We start from the raw sequence: 25,234 nt of genomic DNA on the forward strand, positions 1-25,234 counted from the left end.
GCGACAAATGAGCTTTTTCATCTCTCCCGCTTTTGCGGATGCTGCTGCACCGGCTGCCGGTCCTGCGGGCAGTGGTTTCGAGTGGATCTTCCTGGTCGGCTTCCTGGTCATCTTCTATCTGATGATCTGGCGTCCACAGGCCAAGCGCGCCAAAGAGCAGAAAAACCTGCTGGGCAACCTGCAGAAAGGCGACGAAGTTGTCACCAGTGGCGGTATCGCGGGCAAGATCAACAAAGTGACCGATGACTTCGTGGTCATCGAAGTGTCTGACACCGTTGAGCTAAAAATCCAGAAGGGCGCCATCGCGGCCACTCTGCCTAAAGGCACCCTGAAAGCGATCTGAGCAACAACTTTTTACCCATCGACGGGGCGCGCAAGGCGCCCCGCGTTTTAAGCGGGCGGCGTGATGCTGAACAAATACCCTCTGTGGAAATACGTACTGATCCTGGCGGTGCTGGTGGTCGGTTTTATTTATTCCGCACCCAATCTCTACCCTGATGATTCTGCCATCCAGATCAGCGGCGCAAGCACTGCGTTGCAAGTCAATCAGGCGGACGTGGATCGTGCAGCCAAGGCGCTTGCCGATGCCGGCATCTCGGTCAAGGCTTCTTCTCTGGCCGAGAATGGCAAGGGCGGTTTGTTGCGTCTGAGCAAGCAGGAAGATCAGTTGCCAGCCAAGGATGTCGTGCGCAAGGCGTTGGGTGACGACTATGTCGTTGCACTGAACCTGGCGCGTACCACACCGACCTGGTTGCGTCACCTGGGTGCAAGCCCGATGAAGCTTGGTCTCGACCTGTCCGGCGGTGTGCACTTCCTGCTGGAGGTCGACATGGACAAGGCCATCGATGCACGTCTGAAAGTCTACGAAGGCGAAGTCAAATCCCTGTTGCGCAAGGAAAAGGTGCGTTATCGCAGCCTGCCGCAGCTGGGCAATGTGATTCAGCTGGGCTTCACCGACGACGCAGAGCGTGAGCAGGCGCGTGCACTGGTACGCAAGACCTTTACCGATTTCGAAATCACGCCTGCCGAGCTGAACGGTATCCCGGTACTGCGCATGGCGTTGACGCCTGCCAAGCTGGCCGAGATTCGCGAATACTCGATCAAGCAGAACCTGACCACCGTGCGTAACCGGGTCAACGAGCTGGGTGTTGCCGAGCCGCTGGTTCAGCGCCAAGGTGCCAACCGCATCGTGGTCGAGCTGCCGGGTGTGCAGGACACGGCCGAGGCCAAGCGTATTCTGGGCAAGACCGCCAACCTCGAATTCCGTCTGGGTGCAGGCCCGGATGATTCGAAAGGCACCACCGAGATGTTCGAATTCCGCGAAGGCGGTCGTCCGGCAGCGGCGGTGGAGCGTGGTCTGATCATTACCGGTGATCAGGTGACTGACGCCAAGGCCAGCTTCGACGAGCATGGTCGTCCACAGGTGAACATCAACCTCGATGGTCACGGCGGCGAACTGATGAGCCGTGCAACCCGCAGCAATGTGGGGCGCAGCATGGCGGTGATCTTCATCGAGCAGCGTCCGACCACCACCTACACCAAACAGATGGTCGATGGCGTCGAGAAAGACGTGCCGGTGCAGACTTTCAAGGAAGACAAGAAAATCATCAGTCTGGCGACCATTCAGTCGCCACTGGGCAGCCAGTTCCGGATTACCGGTCTGAATGGTCAGGGTGAGTCTTCCGAGCTGGCGCTGCTGTTGCGTGCCGGTGGTCTGGCGGCACCGATGTACTTCGCTGAAGAGCGCACCATCGGTCCTAGCCTGGGTGCCGACAACATCACCAAGGGTATCGACGCTTCCCTGTGGGGCATGCTGTTCGTCTCGCTGTTCATCATGGCGATCTACCGCTTCTTCGGTCTGATCGCGACCGTGGCACTGGCCCTCAACATGGTCATGCTGCTGGCATTGATGTCCTTGCTGGGTGCCACACTGACCCTGCCGGGTATCGCCGGTATCGTGTTGACCATGGGTATGGCGGTGGACGCCAACGTGCTGATCTTCTCGCGGATTCGTGAAGAGATCGCCAACGGCATGACGGTTCAGCGTGCTATCAACGAAGGTTTCGATCGTGCCTACACGGCGATCCTCGACGCCAACCTGACGACGCTGCTGGTCGGCGGCATTCTCTTTGCGATGGGCACCGGCCCGGTCAAGGGGTTTGCGGTGACCATGTCGCTCGGGATCTTTACCTCGATGTTCACGGCCATCATGGTGACCCGCGCTATGGTCAACCTGATCTACGGCGGTCGTGACTTCAAGAAGTTGTGGATTTAAGGGGCTGCCATGTTACGTACCATCAACTTCATGGGCGTTCGCAATGTTGCGTTCGCCATCACAATGCTCCTTACCGTACTGGCGTTGTTCAGCTGGTTCCATAAAGGGCTCAACTTTGGTCTGGACTTCACCGGCGGTACGCTCATCGAGCTGACCTACGAACGTCCCGCCGACCTGGGCAAGGTTCGTCAGGAGCTGGTTTCGGCGGGCTATCACGAAGCCGTTGTACAGAGCTTCGGCGCCACCACCGACTTGCTGGTGCGCATGCCGGGTGAAGACCCGCAACTGGGCACCCAGGTCGCCGAGGCGCTGCGCAAGGCCGGTGCCGATAACCCGGCAGTGGTCAAGCGTGTCGAGTTCGTCGGCCCGCAGGTCGGTGAAGAGCTGCGCGATCAGGGCGGCCTCGGCATGTTGATGGCGCTGGGCGGTGTTCTGATCTACCTGGCATTCCGCTTCCAGTGGAAATTCGCAGTCGGGGCGATCGTCTCGCTGATTCACGACGTGGTGGTGACGATGGGGATCCTGTCGTTCTTCCAGATCACCTTCGACCTGACGGTGCTGGCGGCGGTGCTGGCGATCATCGGCTACTCGCTGAACGACACCATTGTGGTCTTCGACCGGGTACGCGAAAACTTCCGCCTGCTGCGCAAGGCTTCGTTGATCGAGAATATCAACATCTCCACCACGCAGACACTGCTGCGCACCATTGCCACCTCGGTTTCGACCCTGTTGGCGATCGTGGCATTGTGGGTGTTTGGCGGTGACAGCCTGGAAGGCTTCTCCATCGCGTTGTTTATCGGCGTACTGGCGGGTACCTACTCGTCCATCTACATCGCCAACGTGGTGCTGATCTGGCTGAACCTGACCACCGAGGATCTCATTCCTCCAGTGGTCGTCGAGAAGGCTGACGACCTCCCGTAGGTCCGGCCATCATAAAAAAGGCGCGAGTGCTGAACTCGCGCCTTTTTTTATGCTCCAAGGCTAGGCATTGCGCAGCCATGCTGCGTTTCGATTGGTCAGGAGGTTCAAGTGAACAAGTCTATGCTTGTTGGTGCTGTGTTAGGTGCTGCTGTCGTGACTGCTGGCGGCGCCGTTGCCACCTATAGCTTGGTCAAGGGTGGTCCTGAGTATGCGGATGTATTGGCGGTAGAGCCGATCAATCAGCAGATCAAAACCCCCCGTGAAGTTTGCAAGGACGTAACCGTTACCCGTCAGGCGCCGGTCAAGGACCAGCATCAGATCGTTGGTAGCGTTATTGGCGCGGTTGCCGGTGGCTTGCTGGGTAACCAGATCGGTGGCGGTAACGGCAAGAAGATCGCTACAGTCGCGGGCGCGGTAGGTGGTGGTTATGCTGGTAACAAGGTTCAGGAAGGCATGCAGGAGCGTGATACCTACACCACTACGCAGAACCGCTGCACGACGGTCAATGATGTGAGCGACAAGGTTGTGGGCTACAACGTCAAGTACAAGCTGAACGAGAAGGTGGGTCAGGTTCGTATGGAGCGTGATCCGGGTAGCCAGATTCCGGTCGACAAGAACGGTCAGCTGATATTGGGTCAGGCGCAGTAACGCCAGCCGCTGAGCTTCACAAGACATAAAAAAACCGGCTTGCGCCGGTTTTTTTATGCCTGCCGCTTAACGCTTGAGCGAAGCTGGCAGGTGCGGTGCGATCGCGGTCAGTACCGCCTTGAAGCACTTGGTGTTGCCGGCAACGATGTGGCCTTTCTCGAGGAAGTCGTGACCACCGGTGAAATCGCTGACCAGACCGCCTGCTTCCTGAATCAGCAGGGCGCCTGCGGCCATGTCCCACTCGGACAGGCCCGACTCCCAGAACGCATCGAAGCGACCGGCAGCGACATAAGCCAGGTCGAGGCTGGCAGCACCTGCGCGGCGGATGCCGGCGGTCTGGCCTACCAGGCTACGGAACATGCCCAGGTAGTTCTCGATGTTGTCCATCTGGTTGTCACGAAACGGGAAGCCGGTGCCGAGCAGGGCGCCTTCCAGGCTCTTGCGCTGGCTGACGCGCAGACGGCGACCATTCAGGGCTGCGCCACGACCACGGCTTGCGGTGAATTCTTCCTGGCGGACCGGGTCGAGAACCACGGCGTGCTCGAGGCGGCCGCGGTATTTGCAGGCGATGCTGACGGCAAAGTGCGGGATGCCGCGAACGAAGTTGGTGGTGCCGTCCAGTGGGTCGATGATCCACAGGTAGTCGGTGCCTTCGCCGCTGCCTTCGTGCAGGCCGCTTTCTTCGCCGAGGATGCCGTGAGTCGGGTAGGCCTTGCGCAGAGCGGTGATGATGCTTTGCTCGGCAGCGCGGTCGATCTCTGTGACGTAGTCTTTGGCTTCTTTTTCGTCAACCTTGATGGTATCCAGGCGCTCGATGGAGCGGAAAATCAATTCGCTGGCGCTGCGGGCGGCGCGCAGCGCGATATTCAGCATGGGCTGCATGGATAATTCACCTAAGGTTGTTAAAGAGAGCCGGGCATTCTATGGGCTGATTCGAATTATTTCCAGCCTTGCGTTGTTACGGTTGTCGGGTTCGTGTGTGTTTTTTTGCGTCCGGCGCGGTCGCTCATGCTGTTGCAGCTCTCACAGCTTCATGGCGTTAGTCGAGCCGTTTCTGTAAGATTTGCCCCCCTAATTCGTATCAGTGAGCGTTCGCTTTGTTGCAGAACATTCGTGTTGTCCTGGTCGGCACTACCCATCCCGGAAATATCGGCGGGGCTGCTCGCGCCATGAAAAACATGGGGCTTTCGCGTCTGGTGCTGGTCGATCCGCGCATTTTTCCTTCGCCCGATGCCGATGCGCGTGCGTCCGGCGCTACCGACATTCTCGAGGGCGCGCAGGTGGTGGCGACCCTTGAAGAAGCGCTGGTCGGCTGCCGTCTGGTGCTGGGCACCAGCGCGCGGGATCGAAGCCTGCCTTGGCCTATGCTGGATCCGCGTGCCTCGGGTGAAAAAGTCATCGAACAGGCCGGCGACGGTGCCAAGGTGGCGCTGGTGTTCGGTCGCGAACATGCGGGCCTGACCAACGAAGAGCTGCAGCGTTGCCACTTCCATGTGCACATCCCGTCTGACCCCGCGTTCAGCTCTCTCAATCTGGCGGCTGCCGTACAGGTGCTCAGTTATGAGGTGCGCGTGGCCTGGCTGACTGCCGCGGAGCAGGGCGAGACTTCAAGGCCGGCGTCGGCGCACAGTGCTGAACTGGCGACCATGGATGAAATGGAAGGTTTCTACACCCACCTCGAGGCCACGCTGGTGGCCATCGGCTTTCTTGATCCGGAAAAGCCACGGCATCTGATGGCCCGGTTGCGCAGGCTGTACGGGCGTAGCGAAGTCGAGCGATCCGAGCTGAGTATCCTGCGCGGTGTGCTCACTGAAACCCAGAAAGCCGCGCGCGGTGAACCCTACAAGCGAAAGGATCAGTGATGTTCGAGCGTCTGCGAGAAGACATTCAAAGCGTGTTCCACCGCGATCCCGCAGCGCGCAACGCCTTTGAAGTCCTGACCTGCTATCCGGGGATGCACGCGATCTGGCTGCACCGCTTCGCCCATATTCTGTGGCGCAACGGCTGGAAATGGCCGGCACGGGTGGTCTCGAACTTTGGCCGCTGGATGACCGGAATCGAGATCCATCCGGGCGCGCGCATCGGCCGCCGTTTTTTCATCGATCACGGCATGGGCATCGTGATCGGCGAAACCGCCGAGATCGGCAATGACGTCACCCTCTACCAGGGCGTGACCCTGGGTGGCACCAGCTGGAATGCCGGCAAGCGCCATCCGACGCTGGAAGACGGTGTAGTGGTCGGGGCGGGTGCCAAGGTGCTCGGGCCGTTCACGGTGGGCGCCGGCGCCAAGATCGGCTCCAACGCAGTGGTCACCAAGGCTGTGCCAGCGGGCGCGACTGCCGTGGGTATTCCGGGGCGCATCATCGTCAAGTCGGACGATGAGGTTGAGGCCAGGCGCAAGGCCATGGCCGAGAAGCTCGGCTTCGATGCCTACGGTGTCAGTGCAGATATGCCCGATCCGGTCGCGCGCGCCATTGGCCAGTTGCTTGACCATTTGCAGGCTGTCGATGGGCGCCTGGAAGGCATGTGCGATGCACTCGGCAGGCTTGGCAGCGATTACCGCGCCAAGGAGCTGCCGGAGCTGCGTGACGAAGTTTTCGACTGCGTCAAGGACTGCCAGGAAGGCAAGGTCGGCTAGCGCTCACGGTGGGCAGGGTGCGTGCCATTACGCCGCACCTTTGCTATGATGCAGCCCGCGCTTTTCGCTAATCCCGACTGTTTTACTTGGTCTAATAGTTGACTCTTTTACTCGGGAATAGCATACTCGCTCTCATTCCGAACCTCTGCGGTATACGCCATGCGACTGACTACTAAAGGCCGATACGCTGTAACAGCCATGCTTGACCTGGCGTTGCACGCGCAGAACGGGCCAGTGTCTCTGGCCGACATCTCCGAGCGGCAGGGTATTTCCCTGTCCTACCTCGAGCAGCTGTTCGCCAAGCTGCGTCGCGGCAATCTGGTTTCCAGTGTTCGTGGTCCGGGTGGTGGTTACCAGCTGTCGCGCGACATGAAAGGCATCCAGGTTGCTCAGGTTGTCGATGCAGTCAATGAATCTGTCGATGCCACGCGGTGTCAGGGTCTGGGCGATTGCCATGCTGGCGATACCTGCCTGACCCACCACCTGTGGTGCGACCTGAGCCAGCAGATTCACGAATTTCTAAGCGGTATCAGCTTGGCGGATCTTGTCACTCGCCGTGAGGTACAAGAAGTCGCTCAGCGCCAGGATATGCGCCGTGGTCATAATCACATGTCGCAACTGGGTAAGATCGAAACGTCCGCCGTCGAATGAACGCAGATGAATGAGCGGTGCGCCTGCCTGATAGGAGAGCTTCAATGAAATTGCCAATTTACCTCGACTACTCTGCGACGACCCCGGTCGATCCGCGTGTCGCGCAGAAAATGATCGATTGCCTGACCGTCGAAGGAAACTTCGGCAACCCGGCCTCGCGCTCCCACGTCTTTGGCTGGAAAGCCGAAGAAGCGGTCGAGAACGCTCGTCGTCAGGTCGCTGATCTGGTCAACGCCGATCCGCGCGAAATCGTCTGGACTTCGGGTGCCACTGAATCCAACAACCTGGCTATTAAAGGTGTTGCGCATTTCTACGCCAGCAAAGGCAAGCACCTGATCACGTCGAAGGTTGAGCACAAGGCTGTCCTCGACACCACTCGCCAGCTGGAACGCGAAGGTTTCGAAATGACCTACATCGAGCCAGGCGAAGACGGTCTGATCACGCCTGCCATGATTGAAGCGGCACTGCGGGACGACACCATCCTGGTTTCGATCATGCATGTGAACAACGAGATCGGCACCATCAACGATATCGCCGCGATCGGTGAGCTGACCCGCTCACGTGGTGTGCTGTTCCACGTCGATGGCGCGCAGTCGACCGGCAAGGTTGAAATCGATCTGGCCAGCCTCAAGGTTGACCTGATGTCATTCTCTGCACACAAAACCTACGGCCCCAAAGGCATCGGCGCACTCTACGTCAGCCGCAAGCCACGTGTTCGCCTTGAAGCGACCATGCACGGCGGCGGTCACGAGCGTGGCATGCGTTCCGGCACCCTGGCGACTCACCAGATCGTCGGCATGGGCGAAGCATTCCGTATCGCCAAGGAAGAAATGGCTGCTGAAAACGTGCGCATCAAGGCCCTCAGCGATCGTTTCTTCAAGCAGGTCGAAAACCTGGAAGAGCTGTACGTCAACGGCAGCCTGACCGCACGCGTACCGCACAACCTGAACCTGAGCTTCAACTATGTCGAAGGCGAGTCGCTGATCATGGCGCTCAAGGATCTGGCGGTATCGTCCGGTTCGGCCTGTACCTCGGCCTCGCTTGAGCCTTCGTACGTGCTGCGTGCCCTGGGTCGCAACGACGAACTGGCGCACAGCTCGATTCGTTTCACCTTCGGCCGTTTCAGCACCGAAGAAGAAATCGATTACGCCGCGCAGAAAGTTTGCGAGGCTGTCACCCGGCTGCGCACGCTTTCGCCGCTGTGGGACATGTTCAAAGACGGCGTCGACATCTCCAAGATCGAGTGGGCGGCGCACTAATTTAAAGTCGCCTCCAAGACAGGTCATGGGCAATTGCGACGTGACCTGCAGAGCGGCTCCCTGATGTGAGAGGAATAGAATCATGGCTTACAGCGAAAAGGTCATCGACCACTACGAAAATCCACGTAACGTCGGCAAGATGAACGCGGAAGATCCTGATGTTGGCACCGGCATGGTCGGCGCTCCTGCGTGCGGCGACGTGATGCGCCTGCAGATCAAGGTCAACGAGCAGGGCGTTATCGAAGACGCCAAGTTCAAGACCTACGGCTGTGGTTCGGCCATTGCGTCCAGCTCCCTGGCGACCGAGTGGATGAAAGGCAAGACTCTGGATGAAGCAGAGACCATCAAGAACACTCAGTTGGCTGAAGAGCTGGCACTGCCGCCAGTGAAGATTCACTGCTCGGTACTCGCTGAAGACGCCATCAAGGCGGCCGTTCGCGATTACAAGCAAAAGAAAGGTCTGCTGTAAGCAGGCTTTTCAAGAGAAGCTTGCGACAGAGTCAACTGCAACAGGCTAATGCAACAGGCTAAGGAGTTCCGATGGCTATCAGCATGACAGAAGCTGCCGCTAACCACGTACGACGTTCCCTCGAGGGGCGCGGCAAGGGTGACGGCGTTCGTCTGGGTGTTCGCACCACAGGCTGTTCAGGTCTTGCCTATGTGCTCGAGTTCGTCGATGAGGCGGCCAGCGAAGACACCGTGTTTGAAATGCACGGCGTCAAGGTGATCATTGACCCGAAGAGTCTGGTCTATCTGGATGGCACCGAGCTCGATTTCGTGCGTGAAGGGTTGAACGAAGGCTTCAAGTTCAACAATCCCAATTCGCGCGGTGAGTGCGGCTGTGGCGAAAGCTTCAACGTCTGAGGCTTTTTATTGTGGGTACTCCCTGTCACTTCGCCCTGTTCGACCTCAAGCCCGAGTTTCAGCTTGATCTTGACCAGCTGGCCACGCGCTACCGTGAGCTTGCGCGTAACGTGCATCCGGATCGCTTTGCGGATGCCCCTGAGCGTGAGCAGCGTGTGGCGCTGGAGCGCTCGGCCAGTCTCAACGAGGCCTATCAGACCCTGAAAAGCCCGCCGAAAAGGGCGCGCTACCTGCTGGCAATGAACGGCAACGAAGTGCCGCTCGAAGTCACGGTGCATGATCCCGAGTTTCTTCTGCAGCAGATGCAATTGCGCGAAGACCTTGAGGACTTGCAGGAAGAGGCTGATCTCGCCGGCGTTGCGACCTTCAAGCGTCAGCTCAAGGTCGCTCAGGACGAACTGAACCAGAGCTTCGCGGCCTGTTGGAATGATGCTGCACAGCGCGAGCACGCTGAAAAGCTGATGCGGCGTATGCAGTTTCTCGACAAGCTCTCTCACGAAGTGCGCCAGTTAGAAGAGCGCCTCGACGATTAACCCCGCGCGGCTTCGGCCGCGCGCCAGTGATTATTCTGAACAGCATGGCTTTACTGCAGATCGCCGAACCCGGCCTGAGTCCTCAACCGCACCAGCGTCGTCTGGCTGTGGGTATCGACCTGGGCACCACCAATTCTCTGGTTGCTGCGGTACGCAGCGGCCTGTCCGAACCGCTGGCCGATGCAGAGGGGCAGGTCATTCTGCCGTCTGCCGTGCGCTATCACGCTGATCGTGTCGAAGTAGGGCAGTCAGCGAAGATCGCCGCCTCCCAGGACCCGTTCAATACCGTTCTGTCGGTCAAGCGTCTCATGGGGCGTGGTCTGACTGACGTCAAGCAACTGGGCGAGCAGCTGCCGTACCGGTTTGTTGGCGGTGAGTCGCACATGCCGTTCATCGACACCGTGCAGGGGCCGAAAAGTCCGGTCGAAGTGTCTGCCGACATCCTCAAGGTCCTGCGCCAGCGCGCAGAAGCCTCGTTGGGTGGCGAGCTGGTAGGCGCGGTGATCACCGTTCCTGCCTACTTCGATGACGCTCAGCGTCAGGCGACCAAGGACGCTGCCAGACTGGCGGGTCTCAACGTACTGCGCCTGCTCAATGAGCCCACGGCGGCGGCTGTCGCCTATGGCCTGGATCAGAAAGCCGAAGGCGTGGTTGCCATCTATGACTTGGGTGGCGGGACCTTCGATATCTCGATCCTGCGCCTGACCGGCGGTGTGTTTGAAGTACTGGCCACTGGCGGCGATACCGCTCTGGGTGGCGATGACTTCGATCATGCGATAGCCAACTGGATTGTCACTGATGCCGGTCTGTCTGCCGATATCGACCCTTCCGCGCAACGCAGCCTGCTGCAGGCTGCCTGCTCGGCCAAGGAAGCGCTGACTGACGCCGAGTCTGTCGAGGTCGCCTACGGTGACTGGCGTGGCACGCTGACCCGCGAGGCGCTCAATGCGCTGATCGAGCCTATGGTCGCGCGCAGTCTCAAGGCCTGTCGTCGTGCGGTGCGTGATACCGGTATCGAGCTTGAAGAAGTCGAAGCGGTGGTCATGGTCGGCGGTTCGACCCGAGTTCCACGCGTACGCGAAGCGGTGGCCGAGCTGTTCGGTCGTCAGCCGCTGACCGAGATTGACCCGGATCAGGTGGTGGCCATCGGGGCTGCGATCCAGGCCGATACTCTGGCCGGCAACAAGCGTGACGGTGGCGAACTGCTGCTCCTCGATGTCATTCCGCTCTCGCTGGGGCTGGAAACCATGGGCGGTCTGATGGAGAAGGTCATTCCGCGCAACACCACCATCCCTGTGGCGCGTGGTCAGGAATTCACCACGTACAAGGATGGCCAGGCGGCCATGAAGATTCATGTACTGCAGGGTGAGCGTGAATTGATCAGCGACTGTCGTTCGCTGGCGCGCTTCGAGCTGCGTGGCATCCCGCCGATGGTCGCGGGTGCGGCAAAGATTCGTGTCACCTTCCAGGTCGATGCTGACGGTCTGCTCAGCGTTTCGGCGCGTGAAATGGGCTCGGGTATCGAGTCGAGCATTCAGGTCAAGCCTTCCTACGGGCTGACCGATGACGAAGTCACCCGCATGCTCAAGGACTCCTTCGAGTATGCCGGCGACGACAAGGTCGCTCGTGTGCTGCGTGAGCATCAGGTTGATGCCGAGCGTCTGCTCGAAGCTGTTCAGGGTGCCCTGGATGCCGATGGCGAGCGTCTTCTCGACGAGGAAGAGCGCCTGGTCATCAATCTGCAGATGGACGAACTCCGTGAACTGATGCAAGGCACCGATGGTTATGCCATCGAGCAGCAGACCAAGCGTCTGTCGCAGGTAACCGATGCATTTGCTGCCCGACGCCTCGATTCGACGGTAAAAGCCGCACTGGCCGGGCGCAACTTGAATGAGATTGAGGAATAACTGATGCCGCAGGTGATTTTTCTGCCCCACGCCGAGCATTGCCCGGACGGGCTGGTTGTAGAAGTGGAGCCCGGCACGTCTATTCTCGACATTGCCCACGAGCACCACATCGAGATTGAAAGCGCCTGTGGTGGCGTGTGTGCGTGCACCACCTGCCATTGCATCATTCGCGAAGGTTTCGGTTCGCTGAATGAAGCCGATGAGCTGGAAGAAGACATGCTCGACAAGGCGTGGGGGCTGGAAGCGCAATCGCGTCTATCCTGTCAGGCCATTGTCGGCAACGAAGACCTCACGGTCGAAATACCCAAGTATTCGCTCAACCACGCCGCTGAAGCGCCACACTGATTCAAGGATTGCTCATGAGTCTCAAATGGGTTGATGTGCAGGAAATCGCCATCCAGCTGGCTGAAAGCCACCCGGATGTCGATCCGCTGACTGTGAGTTTCCCCAGGCTGCGTAATCTGGTCATGGCCTTGCCTGAGTTCGATGACCACCCTGACCGTAGTGGGGAAAAGGTTCTCGAGGCGATCCAGGGGTTATGGATCGAAGAGGCCGATTGACGTTCAGTAACGTACGCAGTTAGGCAATACACCAGAACCCGCGTATAATTCGCGGGTTTAATTTTTCGCTTCAATCACTGCTTCTGGAGTTTCACCATGGCTGTTCAACGTACTTTCTCCATCATCAAGCCTGACGCCGTTGCCAAGAACGTAATCGGCGAGATCACCACTCGTTTCGAAAAAGCCGGTCTGCGCGTTGTCGCTTCCAAGCTGAAGCAACTGTCCAAGGCCGAAGCTGAAGGTTTCTACGCTGAGCACAGCGCTCGCGGTTTCTTCGGCGACCTGGTTGCTTTCATGATCTCCGGTCCGGTTGTCGTTCAGGTTCTGGAAGGCGAAAACGCTATCGCTCTGAACCGCGAGCTGATGGGCGCTACCAACCCTAAAGAAGCTGCTGCCGGCACCATCCGTGCTGATTTCGCTGATTCCATCGACGCCAACGCTGTTCACGGCTCCGATTCCGAAGCAGCCGCCGCTCGCGAAATCTCGTACTTCTTCGCAGCTACCGAAGTAACCGCTCGCTAAGTCATTTTTGACTGACGAGTGAAGGGTGAATTCATGATTGCATCGACTGGTAAAACCAACCTGCTGGGGCTGACTCAACAGGAAATGGAGAAATTCTTCGACTCTATCGGGGAGAAGCGCTTCCGTGCCGGTCAGGTCATGAAGTGGATTCACCACTTCGGCGTCGACGATTTCGACGCGATGACGAACGTCAGCAAGGCCCTGCGCGAAAAGCTCAAGGCCTGTGCCGAAGTTCGCGGTCCCGAAGTGGTCAGCGAGGACATCTCCAGCGACGGCACCCGTAAATGGGTGGTGCGCGTAGAGTCCGGCAGCTGTGTCGAGACCGTCTACATTCCGCAGGGCAAGCGTGGCACCTTGTGTGTTTCGTCCCAGGCGGGCTGTGCCCTGGATTGCAGCTTCTGTTCCACGGGCAAGCAAGGCTTCAACAGCAACCTCACCGCCGCCGAAGTCATCGGTCAGGTGTGGATTGCCAACAAATCCTTCGGCAGCGTCCCGGCGACCGTCGACCGTGCCATCACCAACGTGGTGATGATGGGCATGGGTGAGCCGCTGCTGAACTTCGACAATGTCATTGCCGCCATGCATCTGATGATGGATGACCTGGGGTATGGCATTTCCAAGCGCCGGGTGACCTTGTCCACCTCCGGTGTGGTGCCGATGATCGATGAGCTTTCCAAGCACATCGACGTGTCCCTGGCCTTGTCGCTGCACGCACCGAATGATGCGCTGCGCAACCAGTTGGTGCCGCTCAACAAGAAATACCCGTTGAAAATGCTTCTCGAGTCCTGCCGTCGCTATATGTCCAATCTGGGCGAAAAGCGTGTGCTCACCATCGAGTACACCATGCTCAAGGACATCAACGACAAGGTAGAGCACGCGGTCGAGATGATCGAACTGCTCAAGGACACACCTTGCAAGATCAACCTGATTCCGTTCAACCCGTTTCCGCACTCCGGTTACGAGCGTCCCAGCAACAACGCAATCCGTCGTTTTCAGGACCTGTTGCATCAGGCCGGTTATAACGTCACTGTGCGCACCACACGCGGTGAAGATATCGATGCTGCATGCGGCCAGTTGGTCGGGCAGGTGATGGACCGCACACGCCGTAGCGAACGCTACATTGCAGTGCGTGAGTTGAGCGCCGAGGCCGATGCGGCCCCTGTCGCGGTGACTCGAACCTGACTGCGAACCTGACCGAGAGAGACTCCATGCCTGTGCGTGCCTCGCTGCTGCTCTGTGTTGTCGTCCTGCTGACAGCGTGCGTGTCCACCGGTAACGTCAATCCGCTGACGACGGCCCAGGGGCGCGAGGAAGCGCGCAAGGCTTACGTGCAGCTTGGCCTGGGTTATTTCCAGCAGGGGCAGACCGAGCGCGCCAAGGTTCCGCTGAAAAAGGCGCTTGAACTCGACAGCTCGGATGCGCAGGCCAACGCCGCGCTGGCCCTGGTGTTCCAGACAGAGATGGAGCCGGAGCTGGCAGAGCAGTACTTTCGCAAGGCGTTGGCCGCCAGCAATAACGAAACACGTATCGTCAACAATTACGGCAGTTTTCTGTTCGAGCAAAAACGTTACAAGGAAGCCTACGAGCGTTTTGAACAGGCGGCTGCCGACAACCTGTATCCTGAGCGGTCACGGGTTTTTGAAAGCCTGGGCATGACCTCGCTGAAACTGGGCAACCGCGAGCAGGCTCGCGAGCATTTTACCAAGGCATTGCGCCTGGACCGTCAGTTGCCATTATCCTTGCTGGAAATGGCTCAGCTGTCCTACGAAGACAAGCAATATGTGCCGGCGCGTGACTATTACGACCGTTTTAGCCAACTCAGCGAGCAAAATGCACGTAGTCTATTGCTCGGTACACGGCTGGCGAAGATATATGATGATCGTAACAAGGCAGCCAGCTTTGGCCTGCTGTTGAAAAGACTCTATCCCGGTACGCCGGAATATCAGCAATACCTGTCGGAGCAATGATGAAAGCGGCGCATCCCGAAGTTGTAGCAACCAATCGCGTGAATCCTGGAGAAACCCTGCGCCAGGCCCGCGAGAGCAGGAGCTGGTCGCTGCCAGATGTGGCCTTGAGACTCAATCTCACCGTGACCTCCCTGACCAATCTGGAGAACGGCCAGTTTGAAAAGCTGCCTGGGCATACGTTTGCCCGGGGCTACGTGCGTGCCTACGCCAAACTGCTTGACCTTGATCAGGCGGCGCTGGTCGAACAGTTCGACCAGTTCACCGGCACTGACGGTAAGGGCAGTTCGGTCCACGCGCTGGGCCGTATCGAAGAGCCGGTCAGGCTGTCGCACAACATTCTGCGTATCGTCAGCCTGCTGTTGCTGGTGATCCTGGTCGGCGGTGGTTTCTTCTGGTGGCAGGATCAGGCGACCTTGCGCGGCAGGGATCAGTCCGGGCTGAACATGGAGCACGTCGAAGTCGAAAGTGCCGACGGCACCACGCAGATTCACCCGCTCGACGAGCCGGAAGAGCCTGCTGTGGCTGAAACGCCTGCCTCCGGACAAACTTCCTTGCCGTTGAATACCGGTGCGCCTGCCAGTGAGGCGCCAGCTGCTGCGCCAGCGGCCCCGGCTTCCAGCGTTACAGGTCATGCAACCGCACAACCACAAACACAGACGCCTGCTGCTGCCACGCCACCGGCGAGCACGCCGCAAGCCCCCGTTGCTGCGCCGACCGTGCCGTCGATGCCGACTGCACCTGCCGAGCAGCCAGTGCCTGCCGTGGCGGGTGCCGGTCAGGTGACCGTACAGTTCGTTGCCGATTGCTGGACCCAGGTCACTGACGGAAACGGCAAGGTGCTGGTCAGCGGCCTCAAGCGCAAGGGCGACAGTCTGGATGTCAGCGGCAAGCCGCCGTTGACCCTGCGTCTGGGCTACGCGCGCGGTGCGCAGGTCAGCTACAACGGTCAGCCTGTGGATGTAGCACCTTTTACCAGCGGCGAAACTGCTCGCCTGAAGCTAGGGCAATAAGTCATGCACGGCGAATCTCCAATCAAGCGTCGCGAATCCCGGAAAATATGGGTCGGTTCCGTACCAGTCGGCGGTGATGCGCCGATCGCGGTGCAAAGCATGACCAACAGTGATACCAACGATGTGGCCGCTACCGTGGCACAGATCAATCGTCTGGAAGCGGCGGGTGTCGACATCGTGCGTGTTTCGGTGCCCGACATGGACGCTGCCGAAGCATTCGGCCGCATCAAGCAGCTGGTCAAGGTGCCGCTGGTCGCCGACATCCACTTCGATTACCGCATCGCCCTGCGTGTGGCGGAGCTGGGCGTCGACTGTCTGCGTATCAACCCGGGCAATATCGGTCGTGAAGACCGTGTGCGGGCCGTGGTCGATGCTGCGCGTGATCGAGGCATCCCGATCCGTATCGGCGTCAACGCCGGTTCGCTGGAAAAAGACCTGCAGAAGAAGTACGGCGAGCCTACGCCAGAGGCCTTGGTAGAATCTGCGCTGCGCCATGTCGAGCACCTGGAACGCCTGAACTTTCCGGACTTCAAGGTCAGCGTCAAGGCTTCCGATGTGTTTATGGCCGTCGCTGCCTATCGCCTGCTGGCCAAGGAGATTGTTCAGCCGCTGCACCTGGGCATCACCGAAGCCGGTGGCTTGCGTTCAGGTACGGTGAAATCGGCTGTCGGTCTCGGTATGCTGCTCGCCGAAGGAATTGGCGATACTATCCGCATCTCGCTGGCGGCTGACCCGGTCGAGGAAGTGAAGGTCGGGTACGACATTCTCAAATCGTTGCGTCTTCGTTCGCGTGGAATCAACTTCATCGCCTGCCCGAGTTGCTCACGGCAGAACTTCGATGTGGTCAAGACCATGAACGAGCTGGAAGGTCGCCTCGAGGATTTGCTGGTTCCGCTCGATGTTGCGGTCATCGGTTGTGTGGTCAATGGTCCGGGCGAAGCCAAAGAGGCGCATATCGGCCTGACCGGTGGTACGCCGAACCTGATCTACATCGACGGCAAACCCGCGCAGAAACTGACCAATGACAATCTCGTGAATGAGCTGGAACGCTTGATTCGCGAGAAAGCGGCTGAAAAAGCCGAAGCCGACGCCTCGGTCATCGTGCGCGGCTAACCCGGATTGCTAAGGATTTTCTGTGAGTAAGTCTCTACAAGCCATTCGTGGCATGAACGACATCCTGCCCGAGCAGACGCCGCTGTGGCGTCACTTCGAAGGCACTGTTGCCCGTCTGCTGGATAACTACGGTTACCGCCAGATTCGTATGCCTATCGTCGAATTCACCGAGCTGTTCAAGCGCTCCATCGGTGAAGTGACCGATATCGTCGAGAAAGAGATGTACACCTTCGCCGATCGTAACGGTGACTCTCTGACCCTGCGCCCTGAAGGCACTGCCGCATGCGTGCGTGCGGTCCTCGAACACGGCATCACTGGCGGCGGCCAGGTTCAAAAACTGTGGTACATCGGTCCGATGTTCCGTCACGAGCGTCCACAGAAAGGCCGTTATCGTCAGTTTCATCAGATCGGTGTCGAGGTTTTCAACCTGGACGGTCCGGATATCGATGCCGAACTGATTGTCATGACCTGGCGCCTGTGGGGCCTGCTGGGCATCCGCAACGCCGTGAAGCTTGAGCTGAATAGCCTGGGCACCAGCGAGGCGCGTGCGCGTTATCGCGACGCGCTGGTCGAATACCTCTCGGCCCGTCTCGACCAACTGGACGAAGACAGCCAGCGCCGCCTGAAAACCAACCCGCTGCGCGTGCTGGACACCAAGCACCCTGAAACCCAGGCTGTGTTGGTCGATGCGCCGAAACTGGCGGACTACCTGGATGACGAATCCCGCGTTCACTTCGAAGGCCTGAAGGCCCGTCTGGACGCCGCCGGTATTCCTTATGTGATCAATCCCAAGCTGGTGCGTGGCCTGGACTACTACAGCAAGACCGTTTTCGAGTGGGTCACCGATCAACTCGGTGCCCAGGGTACGGTCTGTGCGGGCGGTCGTTACGACGGTCTGGTCGAGCAGATGGGTGGCAAACCTACTGCAGGCGTCGGTTTCGCGATGGGTATCGAGCGTCTGGTTCTGCTGCTCGAAACCCTTGAACAGGTGCCGGAAGAGATTGCCCGTCAGGTCGATGTCTACCTGTGCGCATTCGGCGAAGCGGCCGAGCTGGCGGCACTGGCATTGACCGAAAAGGTCCGTGATCAGCTGCCGACCCTGCGGTTGCAGGTCAACGCCGGTGCCGGCAGCTTCAAAAGCCAGTTCAAGAAGGCCGACAAGAGCGGTGCGCTGTTCGCACTGATCCTCGGCGAAGAAGAACTGGCGGCGAAGGTCATTGGCGTCAAGCCCCTGCGTGGCCAGGGTGAACAACAAAATATTGCCTGGGATGCTCTGTCAGAGCACCTGGCCTCCTGCGTCGTGCAGGGTTGAAGCTGATTTAACAGCCGTTTAGCGAATAGGAGTATTGGGGTGTCGGGTACCGAAGATGAAGAGCTGGCGGTAATGAAGGACTGGTGGCAGCGCAACGGCAAACCTCTGTTGACCGGCGGTCTGCTTGCGTTGGTCGTGGTTCTGGGTTGGCAGTTCTGGCACAGGTATCAGGCCAGCCAGTCGCAAGGCGCCTCGATGCTTTATCAGCAATTGCTGGAAACCGCACTGACGCCCAGTGGTCAGGCAGACACCGCACGTGTCGCCGAGATCTCCGGCAAACTGAAAAGCGAATTCGGTGGCACTACCTACGCACAGTTCGGTAGCCTGTTCGTCGCCAAGGTGGCGGTCGATGCTGGCAAGCTGGACGATGCTGCAGCCGAGCTGAAAACCGTGGCCGACAAACCTGCCAATGACACGCTGGGCGAGATTGCCCGTCAACGTCTGGCACGCGTGCTGGCTGCGCAGAACAAGACCGATGACGCGCTGAAGCTGCTCGACGGCGATGCCGACAAGGCTTTCCTCGCCAGTCGTGAAGAACTCAAGGGTGACCTGCTGGTACAGCTGGGTCGTACCGACGAGGCGTATGCTGCATACCAAAAGGCCAAATCTGCTCTGTCCGAAGACGCAGCAGTGGGTGGCCTGCAAATGAAGCTCGACGATCTGGCGAAAGGGGATGCGTGACGTGATTCGTTGGAAACATGCAGCATTGCTGGCTCTGGCCATTCTGGCCGCGGGTTGCAGCAGCAACAGCAAAAAGGAATTGCCTCCGGCCGAGCTGACCGACTTCAAAGAAGAAGTGGTTCTGCACAAGCAGTGGAGCCGTTCCATTGGCGACGGTCAGGGCAAGACTTACAACATGCTCGTGCCGGCCATTGATGGCGACCGCATCTATGCGGCTGACGTCACGGGCGAAGTCGTGTCGCTGGACCGTCTGACTGGCGACGTGATCTGGAAGAAGGATCTCGACCTGCCCGTTTCCGGTGCAGTCGGCGTGGGCTACGGACTGGTGATGATCGGCACCCTCAAGGGTGAAGTGATTGCCATGGACGCCACGTCCGGTGAAGAAAAGTGGCGCGCTCGCGTCACCAGCGAAGTGCTGGCTCCGCCTGCCACCAACGGTTCCGTGGTCGTTGTCCAGACTCAGGATGACCGCATCGTCGGTTTCGACGCCTCTACCGGTTCGCAGCTCTGGATCTACGAAAGTACCCCGGCGGTGCTGACCCTGCGCGGTACCGGTGCTCCGCTGGCGACGAACCGTCTTGCCGTGGCAGGTCTGTCGACCGGCAAGGTCGTCGCTTTGGATATCACCAACGGCGTGCCGATCTGGGAGCAGCGTGTTGCCATCCCGCAAGGTCGCTCGGAACTGGATCGTGTCGTCGATATCGACGGCGGCCTGCTGCTGTCCGGCGGTACGCTGTACGTTGCTACCTATCAGGGTCGCGTCGCCGGTCTCGATCTGGAAAGCGGTCGTGTGCTCTGGCAGCGTGATGCTTCGAGCTACTCGGGTGTCGCCCAGGGCTTTGGCAGCGTCTATGCCACTCTGGCCTCCGGTACTGTCGAAGGTATCGACGAGCGTTCGTCCTCTGCACTGTGGAGCAACGAATCACTGGCTCGCCGCCAGCTCGGCGCGCCGGAAGTGTATTCCAGCTACGTAGCGGTCGGTGACATGGAAGGCTACCTGCACCTGTTGAGCCAGGTGGACGGTCGTTTTGTCGGTCGCGAACGTATCGACAGCGACGGCCTGCGTGCGCGTCCGCTGGTGGTTGGGGACATGATTTACGTGTATGGCAACAGCGGCAAACTGGAAGCCCTGACCATCAAGCAATAAGTGTCCATGCCCGGGGCCAATGGCCCTGGGTGCCCTTGCTTCGGCAAGGCTGCGGTGCCTTTGTGGCATCGCCCCGAACTCCGGCCGCTGCCCTGCAGCGGCTTTTGTATTTTCTGAAATAACGAAGTGGAGAGCCGCATGGTTCCCGTAATCGCCCTGGTGGGTCGACCGAACGTCGGCAAGTCCACCATGTTCAACCGCCTGACCAGGACTCGCGACGCCATTGTCGGCGATCTGTCCGGTCTTACCCGTGATCGCCAATACGGAGAGGCGAAGTGGCAAGGGCGCTCCTATATTCTGATCGACACCGGCGGTATCTCCGGTGACGAGCATGGCATGGACGAAAAGATGGCCGAGCAGTCGCTGCTGGCCATTGAAGAAGCCGATGTGGTGCTGTTTCTGGTAGACGCCCGTGCGGGCTACACCGCTGCTGATCAGATGATTGGTGAGCACCTGCGCAAGCGCAACAAGCGTTCCTACGTGGTTGCCAACAAGATCGACAACATCGACGAGAACCTGGCACGCGCCGAGTTCAGCCCGATGGGCCTGGGCGACGCCATTCCGGTGGCCGGTGCCCACGGTCGTGGTATCTCGCAGATGCTCGAAATCGCTCTGCGCGAATTCCCCAGGGACGAAGACGAGCCTGAAGAGGGCGTTGAGGTCGAGGAAGTCGCCGAAGGTCAGGAAGCCAAGCGCATTCCCGGCCCTAGCGAGAAAGACGGCATCAAGATCGCCATCATCGGTCGTCCCAACGTCGGCAAGTCGACGCTGGTCAACCGTATGCTGGGTGAAGACCGGGTTATCGTCTATGACGAGCCAGGCACCACGCGCGACAGTATCTACATTCCCTTCGAGCGTAACGAAGAGAAGTACACGCTGATCGACACCGCGGGTGTGCGCAAGCGCGGCAAGATCCACGAGGAAGTTGAAAAGTTCTCGGTGGTCAAGACGCTGCAGGCCATCAAGGACGCCAACGTGGTGATCTTTGTGATGGACGCCCGCGAAGGTGTGGTCGACCACGACCTGAACCTGCTGGGCTTCGCCCTTGAAGCGGGTCGTGCGCTGGTCATCGCGCTGAACAAGTGGGACGGCATGACGCCGGGCGAACGCGATTTCGTGAAGATCGAGCTGGAGCGCCGGTTGTTCTTCGTCGACTTCGCCGACATCCACTTCATCTCCGCACTGCACGGCACGGGCGTGGGTAACCTGTATCAGTCGGTACAGAACTCGTTCAAGTCTGCGGTAACCCGCTGGCCAACCAGCCGCCTGACCCAGATTCTCGAAGATGCGGTCAGCGAGCATGCGCCACCGATGGTCGGCAGCCGCCGCATCAAGCTGCGCTACGCTCACTTGGGTGGTGCCAACCCGCCGCTGATCGTGATCCACGGTAACCAGGTCGAGAAAGTACCCAAGTCCTACGTTCGTTACCTGGAAAACACTTACCGGCGTGTGCTCAAACTGGTCGGTACGCCGATCCGTATCGAGTTCAAGGGCGGCGAGAACCCGTATGAAGGCAACAAGAACACGCTTACCGACCGTCAGGTCAACAAGAAGCGTCGGATGATGTCGCACCACAAGAAGGCCGACAAGAAGCGCCGCGACAAGCGCTGAGTCAGCATCTGGAAAAAGGCGCTTCGGCGCCTTTTTTTGTGTCCGTTTAATGGGCTATCCTGCCTGACCCCGTGCCGCCCGGTGCCGGGAGATTGCAGGGAAAGGGTTCCATGATCGACAGCAAGTTGCCCAACGTGGGCACCACTATCTTCACCGTCATGTCACAGCTGGCCGCCGAAACCGGAGCTATCAACCTGTCCCAGGGGTTTCCTGATTTTGACGGGCCGCAGGCGCTGCGTGATGCGGTCTGCCGACACGTTACTCAAGGCCATAACCAATACTCACCGATGACCGGGCTGCCTGCGCTTCGTCAGCAAGTTGCGGCAAAGATCGCCCGCAGCTATGGGCGTACGGTCAATGCGGACACTGAAATCACTATTACACCGGGTGCCACCCAAGCGATTTTCTGCGCGATCCATAGCGTTATTCGTGCTGGCGATGAAGTGATCATTTTCGACCCTTGTTATGACAGCTACGAGCCTGCCGTCGAACTGGCCGGTGGGCGCTGCGTTCATGTGCAACTGGGGCTGGATGACTTCTCCATCGACTGGCAAAAGCTCAGCGATGCGCTGAGCCCGCGTACCCGCATGATTGTCATCAACAGCCCGCACAACCCCAGCGGCGCCCTGATCAGTCGTGCAGAGCTCGATCGACTGGCCGCGCTGATCGCCGATCGCGACATTTACCTGCTCAGCGATGAAGTCTATGAACACCTGGTGTTTGACGGCGCACGCCACGTCAGTGTGCTCGACCACGAAGCGCTGTATCAGCGCGCCTTCGTCGTCAGCTCGTTCGGCAAGACCTATCACGTCACAGGCTGGAAAACCGGTTACGTGGTCGCGCCGCCTGCGCTGACGTCCGAACTGCGCAAGGTGCATCAGTATGTGAGCTTCTGTGGTGTCACGCCGTTGCAATACGCATTGGCCGACTTCATGGCCGAACACCCTGAGCATGTCGATGAACTGCCAGGCTTCTATCAGGCCAAGCGCGACTTTTTCTGCAGTCATCTGGCCGAGTCGCGTTTCAGCTTCCGGCCGGTGGGCGGGACTTATTTCCAGTTGGTGGATTACTCGCAGATCAGGCCCGACCTCAATGACGTCGACATGGCCTTGTGGATGACCCGTGAGCATGGCGTGGCGAGCATTCCGATTTCGGTGTTCTACCAGAGCCCGCCAGAAGGGCAGCGCCTGATCCGCCTGTGCTTCGCCAAACAGGAAGAGACGCTGCGTCTGGCGGCGGAGAAACTATGCGCGATATAAGCGGGCTGCCCAACCTCAACCTCGCACTGATCCAGACCACGCTGGCGTGGCATGATCGCGAGGCCAATCTCGAGCATTTCGAGCCATTGCTGGATCAGGCGCGCGGCGCGGACCTGGTGATCCTGCCAGAGATGTTCACCACCGGGTTCTCGATGGAGTCCGAGGCCCTGTCAGAGCCGGAAGCCGGGCCTACATCGCTATGGCTATTGGCGCAGGCCAGGCGTATCAACGCCGTGGTGACCGGCAGCGTCATGATGCGCGCTGCCGATGGCAGTCATCGCAATCGCCTGTTGTGGGCGCGGCCAGACGGTGAACTGCTGCATTACGACAAGCGTCATCTGTTTCGCATGGCCGGTGAACACGAGCACTACACGCCGGGTGATCGCCAGGTGATGTTTGAGCTCAACGGCTGGCGTGTACGCCCGCTGATCTGCTATGACCTGCGCTTTCCGGTCTGGAGCCGTGACGCCCAGGACACCGATCTGTTGCTGTACACCGCCAACTGGCCGGGCGCACGGCGTCTGCACTGGAACCGCCTGCTGCCCGCCAGAGCCATTGAAAACCTGTGCTACGTGGCGGCGGTCAATCGCGTCGGGTCGGACGGCAAGGGCTTTGCGTACACCGGTGACAGTCAGGTCCTGGATTTTCAGGGCGAGAGCCTGTTGAGCGCGGGCGAAGCGGATGGAGTGTTCAGGGCGACGCTCAGCGCGGCAGACCTGCAAGCCTACCGTACGCGGTTTCCGGCTGGGCTGGACGCGGACTCTTTCAATATTCAATAAAAGTACTTCAGAATGTTTCCAGTCGGCCGATAGCTGTTCCAGTCTTCCAGGAGACCGTCATGACTACTATCAATACCTCCACGCTGAACAGTTACTCAAGCTCGTTTACTCTAACGGTCAAGCCTACTGATGCTGAAACGGCCAAGACCGCGACTGCTGCCGCCACCACGACTACCGAAACGGAGAAAAGCTCTGATCAGGCGTCTACTGAAGGTGGCAAGGCCGGTGCAGCGGGTGGCGGCGGCAGCGTGGGTGGCTCCAGCGAATCGTCTCTCAATCAGACGATCGAGCAGATAAAGCAGCAGATCAAGGACGCTCAGAAGCAACTCGCCGAGCAGAAGGCGCAGCTGGCTGCTGCTCAAAGCGGTAAAGGGTCAGCGGAAGAGAAGGCGCAGAAATCCATGGCGATTCAGGGCCAGATCGCGACCATCAGCGCCAACCTGCAGACGTTGCAGGCCTCGTTGCTGCAGCTGGAAACCGGTGGCGGTGTAAACACCACCGCGTGATATCGCCTGCTTTGCGTCCGAAGTGACGCTCATCATGCCCGCGCACAGTGTTGCGTGGGCATTCAGCTGCTTGCGCCCCTGATCAGGCGGCGCAGCGTCCAGCGTTGCCTGTCACTCGTTCACGTTCATGAACTTGCGTGCCCACTCTACGTAGTCTTCAGGCTGCGTGTAGGTGTGGGTCAGTTCAGTCGCACTCATGTTCGATTCGTTGCCCAGTATCTGACGCTGCTCGCGCAGGCAGTCATAGGTGGCCTTGATCGCCGCGAAGTATGCTGCGTGGCCATGCACGCAAATCCTCACACCCATCTCGGCAAGGCGCGCGTTGTCGTGCAGTTCCGGGTTGCCGTACGTCACCAGCATCAGCGGTACGGTCACGCCTTCGGATATCTGCGCCAGGTGATCGAAGTCCCGAATGCCGACGATGGTAATGCCGTCAGCCCCGGCAGCCTGATACTGCTGAACCCGGCTGATGGCTTCCTGAACCGGAATGATCGCTGCGTTGGTACGAGCGAAAATCGACATCTCCGGATCGACGCGAGCCTCCAGCGCTGCGCGGATCTTGCCAACACCTTCGGCAGTGGAGATCAGATCAGTGGATTTGCGTCCGAACTGTGCCGGTAGCAGGGTATCTTCGATCGTCAGTGCAGAAATACCGGCACGTTCCAGTTCGACAACGGTGCGCATGACGTTAAGGGCATTGCCATAACCATGGTCTGCGTCCGCGATGACCGGGAGCTGTGCGACACGGCCGATGCGCGTGGCCTGTTCAACGAATTCGCTCAGGGTGATCAGGGCGAAGTCAGGGGCTGCCAGGACTTGCAGCGACGCCACGGAGCCGCCGAGGATGCCTACTTCAAAGCCCAGATCCGCTGCGATTCGCGCTGACATGGGGTCGAATACCGAGGCTGTGTGAAAGCAAGCGTTCGACGAGGTGAGCGCACGGAAGCTACGGCGCAAATCTTGATGGGAAGCCTTGGGCATAATCGCTCCAAATGTGATTGGATCAGCTCAGCGTACCGAGGCCGATGGTAATTTCAATGCACGGTGGGTCTGCCCGAGCATTCTTTTCGT

At 59.3% G+C, this 25,234-nt stretch carries 27 protein-coding genes and 1 pseudogene; 26 read left to right on the forward strand and 2 right to left on the reverse strand.

Annotation, left to right across the window (positions count from 1 at the left end; translation table 11 throughout):
• Window positions 1-7: 7 nt before the first annotated feature.
• From yajC to ACW55A_RS01990, 4 genes are all read left to right on the forward strand, one after another.
• Window positions 8-343: a preprotein translocase subunit YajC gene (gene yajC / locus ACW55A_RS01975; RefSeq protein WP_002552468.1), complete on the forward strand. Its 336-nt coding sequence runs from the start codon at window positions 8-10 to the stop codon at window positions 341-343.
• A gap of 63 nt (window positions 344-406) precedes the next feature.
• Window positions 407-2,275, forward strand: a complete 1,869-nt coding sequence (secD, locus tag ACW55A_RS01980; protein ID WP_003433461.1) for a protein translocase subunit SecD — start codon at window positions 407-409, stop codon at window positions 2,273-2,275.
• Window positions 2,276-2,284: 9 nt separating this feature from the next.
• On the forward strand, window positions 2,285-3,196 hold the full coding sequence (secF, locus tag ACW55A_RS01985; protein ID WP_003433459.1) for a protein translocase subunit SecF: 912 nt from the start codon (window positions 2,285-2,287) through the stop codon (window positions 3,194-3,196).
• Between the two features lie 108 nt (window positions 3,197-3,304).
• The gene (locus tag ACW55A_RS01990) at window positions 3,305-3,844 is read left to right on the forward strand and encodes a glycine zipper 2TM domain-containing protein (RefSeq protein ID WP_002552471.1); all 540 of its coding nucleotides are present in this window, start codon (window positions 3,305-3,307) and stop codon (window positions 3,842-3,844) included.
• A gap of 66 nt (window positions 3,845-3,910) precedes the next feature.
• Here ACW55A_RS01990 and suhB read toward each other — a convergent pair whose 3' ends face one another.
• A complete protein-coding gene (gene suhB, locus ACW55A_RS01995) occupies window positions 3,911-4,726 on the reverse strand; it encodes a type III secretion system regulator SuhB (RefSeq protein ID WP_003314166.1) in 816 nt (271 codons plus the stop codon).
• 215 nt (window positions 4,727-4,941) lie between these two features.
• On the opposite strand from suhB, the gene trmJ reads away from it, so the two are divergent.
• The 22 genes and pseudogenes from trmJ (at window position 4,942) to ACW55A_RS02105 (ending at window position 24,163) form a co-directional block, all read left to right on the forward strand.
• Window positions 4,942-5,706, forward strand: coding sequence for a tRNA (cytosine(32)/uridine(32)-2'-O)-methyltransferase TrmJ (gene trmJ, locus ACW55A_RS02000; protein WP_455807830.1), 765 nt, complete (start codon window positions 4,942-4,944; stop codon window positions 5,704-5,706).
• Window positions 5,706-6,206: pseudogene (gene cysE / locus ACW55A_RS02005) on the forward strand (serine O-acetyltransferase); the annotation flags it as partial. The gene trmJ and the pseudogene cysE, both read left to right, overlap by 1 nt.
• A gap of 435 nt (window positions 6,207-6,641) precedes the next feature.
• On the forward strand, window positions 6,642-7,133 hold the full coding sequence (iscR, locus tag ACW55A_RS02010) for a Fe-S cluster assembly transcriptional regulator IscR (protein ID WP_002552474.1): 492 nt from the start codon (window positions 6,642-6,644) through the stop codon (window positions 7,131-7,133).
• Window positions 7,134-7,177: 44 nt separating this feature from the next.
• Entirely contained in the window at window positions 7,178-8,392 is a 1,215-nt protein-coding gene (locus tag ACW55A_RS02015; protein WP_498810442.1) for an IscS subfamily cysteine desulfurase, read from the forward strand.
• 82 nt (window positions 8,393-8,474) lie between these two features.
• Window positions 8,475-8,861 (forward strand): Fe-S cluster assembly scaffold IscU, encoded by a 387-nt coding sequence (gene iscU / locus ACW55A_RS02020; RefSeq protein WP_002552476.1) that lies wholly within the window; start codon window positions 8,475-8,477, stop codon window positions 8,859-8,861.
• Window positions 8,862-8,932: 71 nt separating this feature from the next.
• Entirely contained in the window at window positions 8,933-9,256 is a 324-nt protein-coding gene (iscA, locus tag ACW55A_RS02025) for an iron-sulfur cluster assembly protein IscA (RefSeq protein ID WP_003365093.1), read from the forward strand.
• Window positions 9,257-9,267: 11 nt separating this feature from the next.
• The gene (gene hscB, locus ACW55A_RS02030; RefSeq protein WP_002552478.1) at window positions 9,268-9,789 is read left to right on the forward strand and encodes a co-chaperone HscB; all 522 of its coding nucleotides are present in this window, start codon (window positions 9,268-9,270) and stop codon (window positions 9,787-9,789) included.
• A gap of 44 nt (window positions 9,790-9,833) precedes the next feature.
• Window positions 9,834-11,696 (forward strand): Fe-S protein assembly chaperone HscA, encoded by a 1,863-nt coding sequence (hscA, locus tag ACW55A_RS02035; RefSeq protein ID WP_455807828.1) that lies wholly within the window; start codon window positions 9,834-9,836, stop codon window positions 11,694-11,696.
• A 3-nt stretch (window positions 11,697-11,699) separates the two neighbouring features.
• Window positions 11,700-12,041, forward strand: a complete 342-nt coding sequence (gene fdx, locus ACW55A_RS02040; protein ID WP_003433456.1) for an ISC system 2Fe-2S type ferredoxin — start codon at window positions 11,700-11,702, stop codon at window positions 12,039-12,041.
• Window positions 12,042-12,055: 14 nt separating this feature from the next.
• Window positions 12,056-12,256, forward strand: a complete 201-nt coding sequence (gene iscX / locus ACW55A_RS02045) for a Fe-S cluster assembly protein IscX (RefSeq protein WP_002552481.1) — start codon at window positions 12,056-12,058, stop codon at window positions 12,254-12,256.
• A gap of 96 nt (window positions 12,257-12,352) precedes the next feature.
• Window positions 12,353-12,778: a nucleoside-diphosphate kinase gene (ndk, locus tag ACW55A_RS02050; RefSeq protein ID WP_002552482.1), complete on the forward strand. Its 426-nt coding sequence runs from the start codon at window positions 12,353-12,355 to the stop codon at window positions 12,776-12,778.
• 33 nt (window positions 12,779-12,811) lie between these two features.
• Window positions 12,812-13,960: a dual-specificity RNA methyltransferase RlmN gene (gene rlmN / locus ACW55A_RS02055; protein ID WP_003433455.1), complete on the forward strand. Its 1,149-nt coding sequence runs from the start codon at window positions 12,812-12,814 to the stop codon at window positions 13,958-13,960.
• A gap of 26 nt (window positions 13,961-13,986) precedes the next feature.
• Window positions 13,987-14,745 carry a type IV pilus biogenesis/stability protein PilW gene (gene pilW, locus ACW55A_RS02060; RefSeq protein WP_003409116.1) on the forward strand — a complete coding sequence of 253 codons (759 nt, stop codon included), beginning with the start codon at window positions 13,987-13,989 and terminating at the stop codon, window positions 14,743-14,745.
• Window positions 14,745-15,755 (forward strand): RodZ domain-containing protein, encoded by a 1,011-nt coding sequence (locus tag ACW55A_RS02065; protein ID WP_054080729.1) that lies wholly within the window; start codon window positions 14,745-14,747, stop codon window positions 15,753-15,755. Before pilW ends, ACW55A_RS02065 begins: the two co-directional genes overlap by 1 nt.
• 3 nt (window positions 15,756-15,758) lie before the next feature.
• Window positions 15,759-16,868 carry a flavodoxin-dependent (E)-4-hydroxy-3-methylbut-2-enyl-diphosphate synthase gene (ispG, locus tag ACW55A_RS02070; RefSeq protein ID WP_003365075.1) on the forward strand — a complete coding sequence of 370 codons (1,110 nt, stop codon included), beginning with the start codon at window positions 15,759-15,761 and terminating at the stop codon, window positions 16,866-16,868.
• 22 nt (window positions 16,869-16,890) lie between these two features.
• Window positions 16,891-18,180, forward strand: coding sequence for a histidine--tRNA ligase (gene hisS / locus ACW55A_RS02075; RefSeq protein ID WP_003365074.1), 1,290 nt, complete (start codon window positions 16,891-16,893; stop codon window positions 18,178-18,180).
• 39 nt (window positions 18,181-18,219) lie between these two features.
• Window positions 18,220-18,861, forward strand: a complete 642-nt coding sequence (locus ACW55A_RS02080; protein ID WP_002552488.1) for a YfgM family protein — start codon at window positions 18,220-18,222, stop codon at window positions 18,859-18,861.
• Window position 18,862: 1 nt separating this feature from the next.
• Window positions 18,863-20,008 (forward strand): outer membrane protein assembly factor BamB, encoded by a 1,146-nt coding sequence (gene bamB / locus ACW55A_RS02085; protein ID WP_003365073.1) that lies wholly within the window; start codon window positions 18,863-18,865, stop codon window positions 20,006-20,008.
• A gap of 138 nt (window positions 20,009-20,146) precedes the next feature.
• On the forward strand, window positions 20,147-21,619 hold the full coding sequence (gene der, locus ACW55A_RS02090; protein ID WP_003365072.1) for a ribosome biogenesis GTPase Der: 1,473 nt from the start codon (window positions 20,147-20,149) through the stop codon (window positions 21,617-21,619).
• A gap of 110 nt (window positions 21,620-21,729) precedes the next feature.
• The gene (locus ACW55A_RS02095) at window positions 21,730-22,878 is read left to right on the forward strand and encodes a pyridoxal phosphate-dependent aminotransferase (protein WP_003433449.1); all 1,149 of its coding nucleotides are present in this window, start codon (window positions 21,730-21,732) and stop codon (window positions 22,876-22,878) included.
• Window positions 22,866-23,657, forward strand: a complete 792-nt coding sequence (locus ACW55A_RS02100) for an amidohydrolase (protein ID WP_024662103.1) — start codon at window positions 22,866-22,868, stop codon at window positions 23,655-23,657. The genes ACW55A_RS02095 and ACW55A_RS02100 overlap by 13 nt, the downstream gene beginning before the upstream one ends.
• A gap of 59 nt (window positions 23,658-23,716) precedes the next feature.
• Window positions 23,717-24,163, forward strand: a complete 447-nt coding sequence (locus tag ACW55A_RS02105; RefSeq protein WP_054080731.1) for a FlxA-like family protein — start codon at window positions 23,717-23,719, stop codon at window positions 24,161-24,163.
• 111 nt (window positions 24,164-24,274) lie between these two features.
• On the opposite strand, the gene ACW55A_RS02110 is transcribed toward ACW55A_RS02105, so the two are convergent.
• Window positions 24,275-25,144: an isocitrate lyase/PEP mutase family protein gene (locus ACW55A_RS02110; protein ID WP_003365065.1), complete on the reverse strand. Its 870-nt coding sequence runs from the start codon at window positions 25,142-25,144 to the stop codon at window positions 24,275-24,277.
• Window positions 25,145-25,234 lie beyond the last annotated feature (90 nt).

The sequence above is a fragment of the Plantibacter cousiniae (nom. nud.) genome, assembly GCF_977070315.1.

Excerpts from the sequence above, each read along its gene's own strand:
- der (WP_003365072.1), top strand. The coding sequence starts at position 20,147 with ATGGTTCCCGTAATCGCCCTGGTGGGTCGACCGAACGTCGGCAAGTCC.
- ndk (WP_002552482.1), top strand. The coding sequence starts at position 12,353 with ATGGCTGTTCAACGTACTTTCTCCATCATCAAGCCTGACGCCGTTGCC.
- iscU (WP_002552476.1), top strand. The coding sequence starts at position 8,475 with ATGGCTTACAGCGAAAAGGTCATCGACCACTACGAAAATCCACGTAAC.
- iscR (WP_002552474.1), top strand. The coding sequence starts at position 6,642 with ATGCGACTGACTACTAAAGGCCGATACGCTGTAACAGCCATGCTTGAC.
- suhB (WP_003314166.1), bottom strand. The coding sequence starts at position 4,726 with ATGCAGCCCATGCTGAATATCGCGCTGCGCGCCGCCCGCAGCGCCAGC.
- secD (WP_003433461.1), top strand. The coding sequence starts at position 407 with ATGCTGAACAAATACCCTCTGTGGAAATACGTACTGATCCTGGCGGTG.
- ACW55A_RS02105 (WP_054080731.1), top strand. The coding sequence starts at position 23,717 with ATGACTACTATCAATACCTCCACGCTGAACAGTTACTCAAGCTCGTTT.
- ispG (WP_003365075.1), top strand. The coding sequence starts at position 15,759 with ATGCACGGCGAATCTCCAATCAAGCGTCGCGAATCCCGGAAAATATGG.
- iscA (WP_003365093.1), top strand. The coding sequence starts at position 8,933 with ATGGCTATCAGCATGACAGAAGCTGCCGCTAACCACGTACGACGTTCC.
- fdx (WP_003433456.1), top strand. The coding sequence starts at position 11,700 with ATGCCGCAGGTGATTTTTCTGCCCCACGCCGAGCATTGCCCGGACGGG.
- secF (WP_003433459.1), top strand. The coding sequence starts at position 2,285 with ATGTTACGTACCATCAACTTCATGGGCGTTCGCAATGTTGCGTTCGCC.
- rlmN (WP_003433455.1), top strand. The coding sequence starts at position 12,812 with ATGATTGCATCGACTGGTAAAACCAACCTGCTGGGGCTGACTCAACAG.
- ACW55A_RS02100 (WP_024662103.1), top strand. The coding sequence starts at position 22,866 with ATGCGCGATATAAGCGGGCTGCCCAACCTCAACCTCGCACTGATCCAG.
- iscX (WP_002552481.1), top strand. The coding sequence starts at position 12,056 with ATGAGTCTCAAATGGGTTGATGTGCAGGAAATCGCCATCCAGCTGGCT.
- ACW55A_RS02065 (WP_054080729.1), top strand. The coding sequence starts at position 14,745 with ATGAAAGCGGCGCATCCCGAAGTTGTAGCAACCAATCGCGTGAATCCT.
- pilW (WP_003409116.1), top strand. The coding sequence starts at position 13,987 with ATGCCTGTGCGTGCCTCGCTGCTGCTCTGTGTTGTCGTCCTGCTGACA.
- ACW55A_RS02110 (WP_003365065.1), bottom strand. The coding sequence starts at position 25,144 with ATGCCCAAGGCTTCCCATCAAGATTTGCGCCGTAGCTTCCGTGCGCTC.
- ACW55A_RS02095 (WP_003433449.1), top strand. The coding sequence starts at position 21,730 with ATGATCGACAGCAAGTTGCCCAACGTGGGCACCACTATCTTCACCGTC.
- hscA (WP_455807828.1), top strand. The coding sequence starts at position 9,834 with ATGGCTTTACTGCAGATCGCCGAACCCGGCCTGAGTCCTCAACCGCAC.
- yajC (WP_002552468.1), top strand. The coding sequence starts at position 8 with ATGAGCTTTTTCATCTCTCCCGCTTTTGCGGATGCTGCTGCACCGGCT.
- ACW55A_RS02015 (WP_498810442.1), top strand. The coding sequence starts at position 7,178 with ATGAAATTGCCAATTTACCTCGACTACTCTGCGACGACCCCGGTCGAT.